Here is a 12,579-nt window from a genome sequence, read left to right as displayed (position 1 = left end):
TAATCTACTCGTTGGCAGCTCTTTGGCCGTAGGTGCTTATGATCGCTTGATGCAGCGCATCAGCCTGATTCATAAGCAGATTGAACTCATCCAGATTGCCTCGCATTAGCGCCATTTGGCCCTTCTCCATAATGGCCGCTAATGCGCCGGCCCCGATATCAAAGGCGACTCCTTTGAGCGTATGGACAAGCCGCTTCGCAAGAGTCAGTTCGCCGTCTTGAACGGCTTGTCGAATCTGCTCGATGTCATCCGCATGATTGCTGATGAATAACGCGAGTATCCGATTATAGAGCGCCGCGTTTCCACCAAGCCTCGTAATAACGCTTTCCGAATCAAGCTTTGCAGTTGAATCCGGCTCCTGATTCTGACAGAAACGCAGCAGCACGTTATACAGATCAACGGGGTCAAACGGTTTGGTGAGATAGCCGTTCATGCCAATTGACAGTACCTGATCCTCTACGCCCTTCATCACATCGGCAGTCATGGCGATAATCGGAACCGCCCTGCCCTTTTCCTGAGCTCTAATCGCTTTCGTCGCCTCATAACCGTCCATGACCGGCATTTGCAAATCCATCAGAATAGCGTCGTAAGCCTTAAGCCCCGCGAGCTTGACGGCCTCTTCCCCGTTGCTGGCGACGTCAACATGACTGACTACCTCTCGCAGCAGTTCCCTCGCAACCAATTGGTTAATTTCGTTATCTTCGACCAGCAAAATAACAGCATTCTTGAGCGCTGCAGGCTCAATAAGCTTCATACCGCCTTCCGGCAAATTGTAAACACCGTCACGATGAAGCAGCTCCCCTAATTCGTTATACAATTGCGACTGACTGATCGGGTACAGCAGCGCTTTCGAGATGAAAGGTAACTGCCCCGCCGCTTCGTATTCCAATTCATGATAAGCGCTAATGAGCAGCACAGACGGGCTCTTCCCGTCCAAATCCCGGATGATTTCTTCAGCAAGAACAGCTGCGCTTGATCCATCCAGCTTCCAATCGATCACAACGAGATCAAACGCGCTGCCTGCCATTAGCAGCTGCCTTGCATCATCGGCATTGGAGCTTGTTTGGACCTTGAATTCAAGCTGCTCCAGCTGGCTCCCGAGCACGGAACGCATCTCGTTGTCCTCGCAAACGAGCAATAAGCGAGGTCTCTTCTTCCCAAATTCGCTGCCATACACGGCCACGGGCTTGTCTGACGGTAATGCCGATTGAAACGGCAAGGTTACCGTGAATACACTGCCTGCACCGAGCTCGCTTTCCACTTCGATGGTTCCGCCCATCGTTTCCGTCAGCTTTTTGCTAATGACCAAGCCAAGACCGGTACCTCCGAACTTCCGCGTTGTCGTCATATCGGCCTGCGTGAATTCCCGGAACAGCTTAGCGACCTGTTCAGTGCTCATTCCAATGCCTGTGTCACGGATCCCAAAGGCCAGCTTCGTAGTCTGTTCATCTTGCGAGATAAGGTTTATCGTAATGGATAATCCGCCTTTAGGCGTGAATTTAACCGCGTTATTCGTTATGTTCAGCAGTACTTGCTGCAAGCGAAACGGATCGCCAACAAGCATCTGAGGAACGTCATGGTGGATGTCAAACCGGAACTGCAAGCCGGTTTCATTCGCCTTATAGCTGATCAAATTCGAGATATTGCGAAGCACCTCGTACAGGTCAAACCGCGTCGATTCCAGAACGATCTTATTGGCTTCGATTTTGGACAGATCAAGTACATCATTCACAAGATTCAGCAGGCTCTTGGCTGCCGTAATCGATTTATCCACGTATTCCAGCTGCTTCGGATTCAAATTGGATTGCTGAAGGATGTAATTAAGTCCGATGATCGCATTGATCGGCGTGCGGATTTCATGACTCATTTGGGCCAGAAATTGACTCTTGGCTTTGTTCGATTCATCCGCTTCCTTACGCTTCATGATATCACTAGTGTCCACAGCACTTCCGATCACATCAACAACTGCGCCGTGATTCTTAATGGGATGCAAAGTAACGAGAATATTGATATCCATCATCGTTGTTTCGTAGGATATCTTCTCTCCTTGCCATGCTTTCTCATATTGAACCTTAAGAAACGCAGCAAACTCTTCCGAGAATATCCGAACATCGTCTATTGATTTCCCTATAAAGTCATTCGGCTTCCCACCTACTTGTTTCAAGAGCTGGCCTTCGATCAAGCTGTATATAAATTGACCGTTCTTCTTCTGAAAACGAAACGTAAAGCCAGGCTGCATGCGAAGCAAATAGCTCATGTCACGTTCGGCCTGGAGCATTTTGGTCTTATAACGATGATTGCGGATCAGATAGTACAGGAAGCAGGCAATTAACTGGGAGTAAATCATTTGAATGAGGATGTACAGCAGGATGGTGTTGAATGTCATCTGGCCAGCCAAGCATAAGGCGCCATAGTAATAGATTACTAGAAACAGTGCTCCGACAGGCCACTTGACCCAATAGCGCTGAATCCGGAAGAAGACATAGCCTGTCCCGAATGCTGCCGTTATGCCAATCGCCATTTGCACCAGATTAATAGAGCCATCTTTAATAAATCGTCCGATGTACACGACGACAAGCTCTGCAAGCGCCCCCGCCGGACCCCCGAAGAAAGCTGCCATCATGAGCGCGATTCCCCGCAGGTTCAAAGGCACTTCCGTCCCTTGAATTTGGATGCTGAAGAACATCAGAATGACACCTAATAATCCGAATACGCTGCCTATGTACAAACGTTTAACAAGCGTCGGCTTAGCCTGATTCTCCTCTCGGATGAAGAACGGGGAGACAAAGAATAGATACACGCTGAGTATCGCAAAATTGAGGATTAAATCTATAGGCACACCGTCACCGTCCAAGGGCTTTTATACTAATTTACAACATAAATCGACATTACAATAGCCCTTGGACATAAATAAATACGAATATTGGAGTAGGCTATTTCCCCTTTATTCGCAGGCCCTAAACCTAACATCAATTGGAATGTTTCGCCTTGATCCATGTGGTAATATTAAACATTATTGGTTTCATTCCACAAGGTGTTCGTTGGTATTCTCACATTGCGCTCTTATCGGTTCAATCCCGCACTCCGTTAACCTGCAGCGTGTAGCCTACCGTAATTGATCTTCCTTCTCTTGCGAATTGACCCCAAACTTTGTAAATACCCGGAGCTGGGAAGGTAGCGTGAAAAACAGCCTGCGAATCCGCTGACTTTGCATCATCAGGATGTACATGGATGTACTGTTCCGAATCGCCGCTAATAATGACGACATGACCGGCAGCCCCCAGGTACGGTTCAAGATTGGTTACGGGTTTCTTCGTCTTCGCATCCGCAATATGGAATGTTAAGCTCGTTTCTTCGCCCGCGGCTAATTGATCATAGGTTAAAGAAATAATCTCTTGCCCGGTCGATTTCGTGAGCACGGCATCCGGCCGAATTGGATTAGATGCTGCTTTCCCGCTTAACATGATGGCTTGCCTCGCTACGACAGAGCCGCCTCCCGATGGCTGAAACTCCGCGAATAACCGATACTCCCCTCCGAAAGGAAACGTTGTATCGATCGTAAACATGCCCGCTCCGTCATAATCCGGATGGATATGATTGAAATAGGACAAATCCTTGCTCACCACGATTAGATGAAGCAGCTTCTCATGCATAACCATGAACTGCGTAACCGGCTTCCCATCCGGGCCATGAGCCATAAATTGAATCCGAGTATTCGACTTCGGAGCCGGTATCTCGGGATTTAATCGCCACATGCCTTGAATCGAGGAGTTCCCCCTCTCATGATGCTCGTGATGTCCACTGACAGGAGCGGAGTCTCCCTTCATGCTTGCCGCTCTGGAACAAGCACTTAAACTAAGTACGAGTAATGCCAATCCAACTATTGCCGCGTTTCGTATCAATCGTTCCACCTCTTCAATAAATCATCCTATCCCCCTCTATATTCCACAAAATGGTGTCATCCATACCCGTTGCAAAGGTACGCTCAATAGGACAACGCTACGGATTGGTTCACATAAGTCGTATCCTTGAGCGTCCTCAGCAGAAAATGAGCCACATCAGCTCGGGAAATACGTCCTTTCCCGCTGGGCACCCCATGCCTGGCCTCGAGGTATTGCCCTCTAAGCCGCCCATTCACAAGCTGCAGCGGACGAGCAATCGTCCATTGCAGTCCGCTTGCTTCAAGCGCATCGGCCGCCCGCCGATGATCGGCCAGTACCTGTCGCAGCAGCAGCTGCACCAGGAATCCGGTCACCCCCGGAATCTCGTTGTAGATCCCCGCAGATGCAACGTAACTGATCCGTCCTACATGATGCTCCTGCATGCCAGCAATGAGATTAGCAGTCATTTTCGAGATGGAATTTCCGCGGCGACTTAATCCCCTTGTACCGAGACAAGAAACGACAATATCATGACCTTCGATAGCCCTGCATACAGCTTCACGGTCCAGCGCATTGCCTTGCACAATTAGCAGCTTGGCATTGCCCTTGTTCGGGAGGTCTACACTCAACTTCTGCGGCGAACGAACGAATGCGGTAACGGTTTGCCCTTGCTCCAGCGCCTGCCGGACTACCTCTTGCCCCGTCCTCCCGCTTGCACCAAACACGATCATTTTCATCGCCCCTTCTCCCTCCTGGCAGAAACATTTTTCTATTGACTTATGACCTTATTTATAATAATTTTAATTTAGTAATAATTATTATTAAGATTCAATTTCAATCGTATCGGGTTATAGAGTGGAAAGGAGCAGTCATTCTATGGAAAATATCGTTATCGTAGGCACAGGGCCAGCCGGCTTAACGGCAGCTATCTATCTCGCTCGTGCCGGTTACAGCCCGCTTGTACTTGAAGGGCCTCAGCCGGGCGGCCAATTGACCACCACAACAGAGGTGGAGAACTTCCCGGGCTTCCCAGATGGCATACTTGGCTCCGAGCTCATGGCGAATATGCGTACACAAGCTGAGCGCTTCGGCGCACGCTTTGAAACCGGCTGGGTGCAGCATGCTGATCTGTCCAAGCGTCCATTCAAGCTGTCTCTGGCTGGCGGACAAGAATTGATTGCAGAGGCCATGATTATTTCGACAGGTGCTTCGGCAAAATATATGGGTATCCCTGGTGAACGTGACAATATTGGGCGAGGTGTAAGCACCTGTGCAACTTGTGACGGCTTCTTCTTTCGAGGCAAGAAGATCATTGTTGTTGGCGGCGGCGACTCCGCAATGGAGGAAGCAGGCTTCCTGACCAGGTTTGCGACTGAGGTTCGCATCGTGCATCGCCGGGAAGAGCTACGCGCATCCAAGATTATGCAGGACCGTGCGCATGCCAATGACAAAATCAAATGGAGCCTCGGCGTCACCCCTATCGCAGTCGAAGCAGATGAGCACAGCGTGAAGGGACTTCGTGTCCGCGATAACGCGACTGGCAAAGAAATGCTCCTTGAAGCAGACGGTGTATTCGTAGCCATTGGCCATACGCCGAATACCGCTTTCCTAGGCGGTCAAGTGACGACAGATGAGCTTGGTTACGTCGTTGTAACACCAGGCTCCTCGAAGACGAACATTGAAGGCGTCTATGCCTGCGGCGACGTGCAAGATCACAATTACCGCCAAGCGATTACTGCAGCAGGAAGCGGCTGTATGGCTGCACTGGATTGCGAGCATGATCTGGAAGCATGGACAAGGGCAGCAGGGCTTGCGACAGACACAACAGTAGAAGTGTAATATCTATATCCTATTATGAAGGAGCTGTTCAAGATGACGACTAAACTACAAACAAAACTACAGGGCACTCTAAACAAACAAATTGCAACGTGGAGCGTATTGTATATCAAGCTTCATAATTACCATTGGTATGTGAAGGGTAATCAGTTTTTCACCTTGCATGTAAAGTTCCAAGAGCTTTACGAGCAAGCTACCCTGCACGTGGATGAAATCGCGGAGCGCCTGCTTTCGATTGGCGGCCAGCCGATTGCGACTATGGCGGAGTACATCGAGCACTCCAGCGTGAAAGAAGCGACAGGCAGCGAGTCCGCCGTAGAAATGGTTGACGCCGTTGTAGCCGATTTCACCTTGATCGCTTCCGAGCTCAAGGAAGGTATGGAAGAGGCGCAGTCCGCCGGCGACGAGACGACCGGAGACATGCTGCTTGCGATCCACAGTGAGCTTGAGAAGCATATTTGGATGCTTAAAGCGTTTAATGGGAAAGAAGTTTAAAGTCGAACCAGCCTCCATGCAGGGCAACCTGCTTGCTCGGGTTTACCTATACAAAAGACACCTTTTGCAGCCGGGAGCTTCCCGCTGCAAAAGGTGTCTTTTTCGCATCTCGTCTATTTCTTCTTATTCGCCGCAATTTGCTCGGCAAGCTCGTTCAAGTACGCCCAGCGGTCCATCAGCTGCTCAAGCTTCGTTTCGAGCTCCTGCTGTTCTTTCAGTAGATCTTGCAGGGTAGCGGAGTCACTGCTTGATACTTCCATTTTGGTCTGAACTGCCGTAAGTGCAGCTTCAGCTTTCTCGATGTCGGTGTCGATGGATTCAAATTCCTTCTGCTCTTTGTAGGTCATTTTGGTCGGAAGAGCAGGCTCGTCGCTGGTCGCAGCCGGAACCGGCTCTGCCTTACGCTCCGCAGTTACAGTTCCACCCGTGCCAGCAGCCGTTCCGGAACGGCTGCCATATTGCGCCGCATATTGTTGGTAATCCGAGAAGTTGCCCACATGCTGCTCGATAGCACCATCACCTTCGAAGGCGAAGATGCGCTCGGACGTACGATCTAAGAAATAACGGTCATGGGATACGGTGAACACGACGCCCGGGAAGTCGTCCAAGTAATCCTCCAGCACCGTTAATGTTGTAATGTCCAAATCATTCGTCGGCTCATCGAGTAGCAGCACGTTAGGTGCTTCCATCAGCACACGCAGCAGCTGCAATCTGCGCTTCTCTCCGCCGGAGAGCTTCGCAATTGGCGTCCACTGCTGTGCGGGCGGGAACAAGAACCGCTCCAGCATTTGTCCCGCGGTTATGTTCGTTCCGTCGCCGGTCGTGATGCGCTCCGCACTCTCGCGGATGTAATCAATGACACGCAGCGTCTCGTCCATCTCTTCCCGCTCTTGCGAGAAGACCCCGAGTTTCACCGTCGGTCCAAGTCGAACCTCGCCTGCATCCGGCTCCAGCTTGCCGGCGATCAGCTTCAGCAGCGTCGACTTGCCTAAACCGTTACGGCCGACGATGCCTACACGATCCTCCGGTACCGCAATATAACTGAAATCGCGGATGACCGTCCGCCCCTCGAAGGCTTTGGTCAGTCCCTCCAGCTCGATAATTTTCTTGCCGAGCCGTGTAGAAGCCACGGAAACCTCAAGCTTCCCGTTCGCTTTCTCCGGAGCTGCAGCATTCAGCGCTTCAAACCGCTGAATACGCGCCTGCTGCTTGGTCGTCCGCGCCTTAGCGCCTTTTCGCATCCAAGCAAGTTCATTGCGAAGCAAGTTCTTGCGCTTCGCTTCCGAGGACGCCTCGCGTTCCTCGCGATCCAGCTTCAATTCTATAAATGCACTGTAGTTCGCCGTATAGAAGTAGGCTTTCCCTTTGTCCAGCTCCAGCGTCCGATTGCTGACACGGTCAAGGAAATACCGATCATGCGTAATCATAAGCAGCGCGCCTTTGCGCTTCTGCAGCATCCCTTCCAACCAGGCGACAGACTCGTTGTCGATGTGGTTGGTAGGCTCATCGAGCAGCAGCACGTCAGCTGGTTGAATCAGTGCCGCAGCCATCGCGACACGCTTGCGCTGACCGCCGGAGAGCGTACCGAGCTTAGCGCCATAGCTTGCGATGCCGAGCTTCGAGAGCGCGATCTTCGCTTCGCTCTCGATACCCCACGCATCCAGCTCCGCCATCTGCTGATTGGCGCGAACCAGTCGTTCCTGCAGCGCAGCGTCGCCCCGCAGCAGCTCCAGTGCTTGCAGCGCTTCTTCATAGGCGCGCACGGCAACCATCTGCGGCGAATCGCCGCCAAGCACATGCTCCAGCACGGTCTGCTCGGGATCGAACTGCGGATCCTGCGAGAGCATCCGCACCGTTACGCCCCCAGCAACAAGAATAGAGCCCGAATCAGGGGGCTCTATTCCTGCAACAACTTGAAGAAACGTCGATTTACCGGTGCCGTTGACGCCGATAATTCCGATTTTGTCGCCTGTTTCCACGCCGAACGACACGTCTTGAAACAATATCTTTTCACCGTAAGTCTTTGAAATATGATCAACCGTTAATACGTGCATCTTGTTATTCCCGCCCAACGTTAGTAAATCGCAAAACGCACCGCGCTACGCGTGAATGGTTCGAACATAGCGACAGCCGTTACTCCGTATCTACTCACTTTAAACGATCTGCTAAGCTTCAATCAAATCTTTCTTTGCAAAATCGCCCGCTGCTTGTTCCGCTTTGATCGCAATTGCCGCCATCGTACGAACCGCTTCAACCGGATAGTTACCGGAAGCTGTCTCGCCCGAGAGCATGACTGCATCTGTTCCGTCCCATACGGCATTGGCCACATCGCATGCTTCTGCGCGTGTCGGACGTGGGTTGCTTTGCATCGAATCCAGCATTTGCGTAGCTGTAATTACGAATTTGCCTGCGCGGTTACAGGCTGCGATCATCCGCTTTTGTGCCATCGGCACCTCTTCAATCGGAATCTCTACGCCAAGATCGCCGCGAGCAACCATGATGCCTTCAGACGCTTCCACGATCGCGGCAAGCTCATCCAGACCCTCTTGGTTTTCGATTTTCGAAATAATTTGGATATGGCTTGCGCCCTTCTCTGCCAGCAGACGCTTCACTTCGAGCACATCCTCTGCGCGGCGGACGAACGACATCGCGATCATATCGACGCCTGTTTCGATACCGAAGGCGATATGCAGCTTGTCTTTCTCCGTTACGCCCGGCAGGCTTGTTTGAATACCCGGCAGGTTAACGCCTTTGCGAGATTTAATAATGCCACCGTTCAGAATTACGCAAACGACATCGCTGCCTTCAATACGAACCACTTGCAGCTCGATCAATCCGTCATCGATCATAATGCGCGAGCCAACGGTAACATCTTTAGCGAGGTCATAAGAAACCGAGATGCGCGAAGCCGTACCTGCGATCTGCTCTGTTGTCAGCGTTAGGAATTCTCCGCTTCTAAGCATGTAGGACGACTCTTGAAGGACCCCCGTCCGAATTTCCGGTCCTTTAATATCAAGCATAATGGAAACAGGTACGTTCAACTTGCTCGCTGCTGCCCGAACCGATAAAATCCGTCCGCGGTGGTCATCCAGCTCGCCATGCGCCAAATTCAATCTTGCTATATTCATGCCTGCTTTCAGCATTTCTTCCAACATGTCAGCCGACATACAAGCAGGTCCCATCGTGCATACAATCGCCGTCTTCTTCATGTCGATCACTCCCAAGTCTATTATCGTTCTGTTACTTTTATTGTAAGAGAACAATTGCACGATTACATAGGACTATAGTACAGTGGTTGTAAAATAGTACGATCATTGTCTGAAAGTGAGCGCTGCCCCATGTTTCATATCTTCGATATTCGGCAAGAGCGCGGTATCCTGCAAGGGGAGCGACGCATCCTCGGCATGGACAGCTACACGCTGATCTGGGTCCGCTTCGGCCAAACCACCTACACCTACTCCGGTCAAACCATCAGCTGCCGCAAGAACGAGCTGCTGCTTATTCCGGCCGGCGTTCCCGCTGCGGAGCTGCATGGCGCAGGGAGCATCCGCGAGAGCGTGACGGTGCGCTTCAGCCCGGCTGATATTTCATCTATGCAGCTGCTGCCGATTCTCGCGAGAAGGACGCCGCTGCGCTGGGTCACGCATATGCCGGAGCTGCTGCTGGAGAAGCTGCTCTATATCGTGGAGCAGTGGAGCGCCCGCGATCGTTACTTCTCTGTCATGTGCTCGGCGCTGCTGACCGAGCTGATCGTGACGATCAGCCGGGAGTACGACGAGGGCGAGAAAGCGCCGTCCTCCATCCAGCACATTGAGCGAATGAAACGCTACATTGAAGACAACTATCGCAGCAAAATAACGAAGCTCGAGCTCGGCGCCTGCATCAACGTCAGCCCGAACTATGCAGCTACGCTTTTCAGTAAAGTAACCGGCCTCACCATCAGCGAATACGTGCACCGCAGACGGATGAAGACGGCCCATTATATGCTGCGCCACTCTCAACTAACTGCGCAGGATATCTCCGAGCACCTCGGTTATAGCGATCCATCGTATTTCAATCGCATCTTCAAGCGCATCATCGGCAAGCTGCCTTCGGATTTGATCGCGGAGCGCACGGCGCGGGAGTGAGTTGGCGGGGTGCGCTCCGCTTGAGGGGGCCTCTGAGGCGAGAGTACGATATTCGAACTCTCGCTCCCACACAAAGGACACGATTGGTTAGCTTAAACACTGAGAGTTCGATTTCAGGACTCTCAACTTCATTTCGGCGCTGTTTCGGAGGTGAGAGTTCGATTTTCGAACGCTCACTTCAACACAAAGTTGCGGGATTGACTGGTTGGTTCGCTGTGTAAGCGGATATGCCGCTTTCGAGAGTCCGGGGTGGCAGTTGGGGGTTGGTTTTACTGGTTAGTTTGGTGTGAGAGCGGTATATCCGCTATCATTGGCTTTTTTCGGTGGGTTTGTTTGCTGAGAGCGGATATGCCGCTTATGGTGCTTCCCTGCATCCCACTCATACAACAAAAAAAAGCCGCCAACACAACCTTGGCGGCCTTGCTAAACGTCAACCCATTCCTCTACCCCACTCCGTGCGCGGTGACTCGAAATCGACCATATCGTCGATGCTCGGAGACAGCGGAATGGCGACCATGCGCAGTGCATCCATCGGACGCAGCATCGACCGAAGCTCATACGGTGTACGCTGCCCTCGCAGCAGCCAATCGCTGATGTCCTCCTGCTCCAAGATCGCCGGCATCAGCGACTGATACGGGGACACATGCGAATTGGCCTCGGTCATCAGCATGGTGCAGGTGCGCATCTCCTCGCCGGAAGCCGGACGAAACACATCATAGAGCCCTGCGATGGCAAAAGTCCCGCTTCGCATCGTAAGCTTCATCCGATGAACTTCTTTGCCGATCGTACGCGTCACATAGAACCCCGTGCATGGAATGATGCAGCGCTGCTTGTTCGCGATACGCTCATAAATCGGTTTATCAAACAACTCCGAGCTGTTCATCCGCACAGAATCACGAGCCCAGTAGGGTACCATCCCCCACCTGAATTCATCCAGAACCCTTCCATCCTTCGTCTCAATAATCGCCGAAACCGAATCCGTTGGATTAACTTCATACCGGTTAGAAATATAGAACAGTACATTGTCGAGCTCGAACCGCTCCGTCAGCTCAGATGCCTGAGCCGTTATGGATATTGACTGACACATGGGAAACACCTCCATCTATTTCGGCTATTATTTCCGGTTTAGCCAAAATCATGTGCGCCCATGGACAGATCCGCTATAATATTACTCAACAAGAGGAGGGTATACGCGGCCAATGACTGATAGCTCCAACCCGAATTTCTCCAAAGGAGAGCGGCTGTTGCCGTACTCCTCCCTATTCCAAAGTGATCACGAATCGCAAGCATTGCCCATCTTCGTCAACCGTGTACATGAATCTTTCGACCTCGTCATGCACGCGCATGATTTTATCGAAATCTGCATGGTGACCGAAGGTACCGGGTTTCATTATATCGGAGACGACCAAATGCCCGTTTCCCGCGGCGACCTGTTCTTCATTCCAGTTGGCATCTCCCACGTATTCCGTCCCAGATCCACGGCAAAAGGCCGCGCGCTTATCATGTACAACTGCATCTTCACCACGGAGCAGTTGGACAAGCTATTGCACGCCGTCCAAGCAGATTCGCAAATAACCGAATCGCTTAGCCAGCTGAATAACGCCGGGCAATGGCTTCATGTTCGCGACCGCAATGAAGAAGGCCAGCAGCTCTTTCATAAATTGCATGACGAGTTTACGTCCCGCAAACCCGGGTTCTCCGCTAATCTATGCGCCGCTACCATTGAGCTGCTCATCATGGTCTACCGCAGATGGCTGGAGAAATCACAGCCGCAGACCATGCAGCAACAGCAACCGAGTCCCACGACATCTGCTTCCATGCAGCAGATCGTGGAGCAGATTGAAGCCAACTGCACCTCTGATCTGCATGTTGCCGACATGGCGGCACAGCTCGGGATTAGCGAGCGGCATTTTCAGCGCGGCTTCAAGAAGGCGACCGGCATGACGTTTCTGGATTATGTACAGAGTGCGCGCATCGATCTCAGCTGCAAGCTGCTGCTGCGAACAGATGCCAAAATCAGCGAAATTGCCGCCCAAGCCGGCTACCAGGATATGAAATTTTTTAACGAGCTGTTCAAGAAGAAAACCGGCGTAACGCCGCGCCAATACCGACTCTCTCCCAAGTAACCTAGAAGGCAATGTCAATTGGTCGGCCCAGCGGGCCGAAGTTTGACCGCCGACGAGTGACAGAGCACCGCGGCGCTCCGGAAGGCGCACGTAGTTTGCACGACGCCCCCTCAA

Annotated in this window: 9 protein-coding genes and 1 pseudogene; 4 read left to right on the top strand and 6 right to left on the bottom strand. The window is 51.8% G+C overall.

Annotation, left to right across the window (positions count from 1 at the left end; all coding sequences use genetic code 11):
* Positions 1–4: 4 nt before the first annotated feature.
* From AC506A_RS25675 to AC506A_RS25665, 3 genes are all read right to left on the bottom strand, one after another.
* Positions 5–2,839 (bottom strand): response regulator, encoded by a 2,835-nt coding sequence (locus AC506A_RS25675; protein ID WP_495463842.1) that lies wholly within the window; start codon positions 2,837–2,839, stop codon positions 5–7.
* Between the two features lie 232 nt (positions 2,840–3,071).
* Entirely contained in the window at positions 3,072–3,902 is an 831-nt protein-coding gene (locus AC506A_RS25670; protein WP_495463841.1) for a DUF8832 domain-containing protein, read from the bottom strand.
* Positions 3,903–3,985: 83 nt separating this feature from the next.
* Positions 3,986–4,618 carry an NAD(P)-dependent oxidoreductase gene (locus AC506A_RS25665; protein WP_495463840.1) on the bottom strand — a complete coding sequence of 211 codons (633 nt, stop codon included), beginning with the start codon at positions 4,616–4,618 and terminating at the stop codon, positions 3,986–3,988.
* Between the two features lie 139 nt (positions 4,619–4,757).
* On the opposite strand from AC506A_RS25665, the gene trxB reads away from it, so the two are divergent.
* On the top strand, positions 4,758–5,720 hold the full coding sequence (trxB, locus tag AC506A_RS25660; RefSeq protein ID WP_495463839.1) for a thioredoxin-disulfide reductase: 963 nt from the start codon (positions 4,758–4,760) through the stop codon (positions 5,718–5,720).
* A gap of 33 nt (positions 5,721–5,753) precedes the next feature.
* Entirely contained in the window at positions 5,754–6,212 is a 459-nt protein-coding gene (locus tag AC506A_RS25655; protein ID WP_495463838.1) for a Dps family protein, read from the top strand.
* Positions 6,213–6,325: 113 nt separating this feature from the next.
* Here the strand turns inward: AC506A_RS25655 and AC506A_RS25650 are convergent, their stop codons facing one another.
* Together AC506A_RS25650 and pyk are read right to left on the bottom strand one after the other, a co-directional pair.
* A complete protein-coding gene (locus tag AC506A_RS25650; protein WP_495463837.1) occupies positions 6,326–8,266 on the bottom strand; it encodes an ABC-F family ATP-binding cassette domain-containing protein in 1,941 nt (646 codons plus the stop codon).
* A 156-nt stretch (positions 8,267–8,422) separates the two neighbouring features.
* Positions 8,423–9,421: pseudogene (gene pyk, locus AC506A_RS25645) on the bottom strand (pyruvate kinase); the annotation flags it as partial.
* Between the two features lie 129 nt (positions 9,422–9,550).
* On the opposite strand from pyk, the gene AC506A_RS25640 reads away from it, so the two are divergent.
* A complete protein-coding gene (locus AC506A_RS25640) occupies positions 9,551–10,339 on the top strand; it encodes an AraC family transcriptional regulator (RefSeq protein WP_495463836.1) in 789 nt (262 codons plus the stop codon).
* Positions 10,340–10,769: 430 nt separating this feature from the next.
* On the opposite strand, the gene AC506A_RS25635 is transcribed toward AC506A_RS25640, so the two are convergent.
* Positions 10,770–11,426: an SOS response-associated peptidase gene (locus AC506A_RS25635; RefSeq protein ID WP_495463835.1), complete on the bottom strand. Its 657-nt coding sequence runs from the start codon at positions 11,424–11,426 to the stop codon at positions 10,770–10,772.
* Positions 11,427–11,538: 112 nt separating this feature from the next.
* Between AC506A_RS25635 and AC506A_RS25630 the strand changes: the two genes are divergently transcribed.
* Entirely contained in the window at positions 11,539–12,465 is a 927-nt protein-coding gene (locus AC506A_RS25630) for an AraC family transcriptional regulator (RefSeq protein ID WP_495463834.1), read from the top strand.
* The last annotated feature ends 114 nt before the right edge of the window (positions 12,466–12,579 follow it).

The organism is Paenibacillus sp. N22P23 (genome assembly GCF_059383735.1).
This window is presented reverse-complemented; position numbering and strand designations above follow the sequence as displayed.

Coding starts and splice junctions, on each gene's coding strand:
- AC506A_RS25665 (WP_495463840.1), bottom strand. CDS start 4,618: ATGAAAATGATCGTGTTTGGTGCAAGCGGGAGGACGGGGCAAGAGGTA.
- trxB (WP_495463839.1), top strand. CDS start 4,758: ATGGAAAATATCGTTATCGTAGGCACAGGGCCAGCCGGCTTAACGGCA.
- AC506A_RS25655 (WP_495463838.1), top strand. CDS start 5,754: ATGACGACTAAACTACAAACAAAACTACAGGGCACTCTAAACAAACAA.
- AC506A_RS25650 (WP_495463837.1), bottom strand. CDS start 8,266: ATGCACGTATTAACGGTTGATCATATTTCAAAGACTTACGGTGAAAAG.
- AC506A_RS25640 (WP_495463836.1), top strand. CDS start 9,551: ATGTTTCATATCTTCGATATTCGGCAAGAGCGCGGTATCCTGCAAGGG.
- AC506A_RS25635 (WP_495463835.1), bottom strand. CDS start 11,426: ATGTGTCAGTCAATATCCATAACGGCTCAGGCATCTGAGCTGACGGAG.
- AC506A_RS25630 (WP_495463834.1), top strand. CDS start 11,539: ATGACTGATAGCTCCAACCCGAATTTCTCCAAAGGAGAGCGGCTGTTG.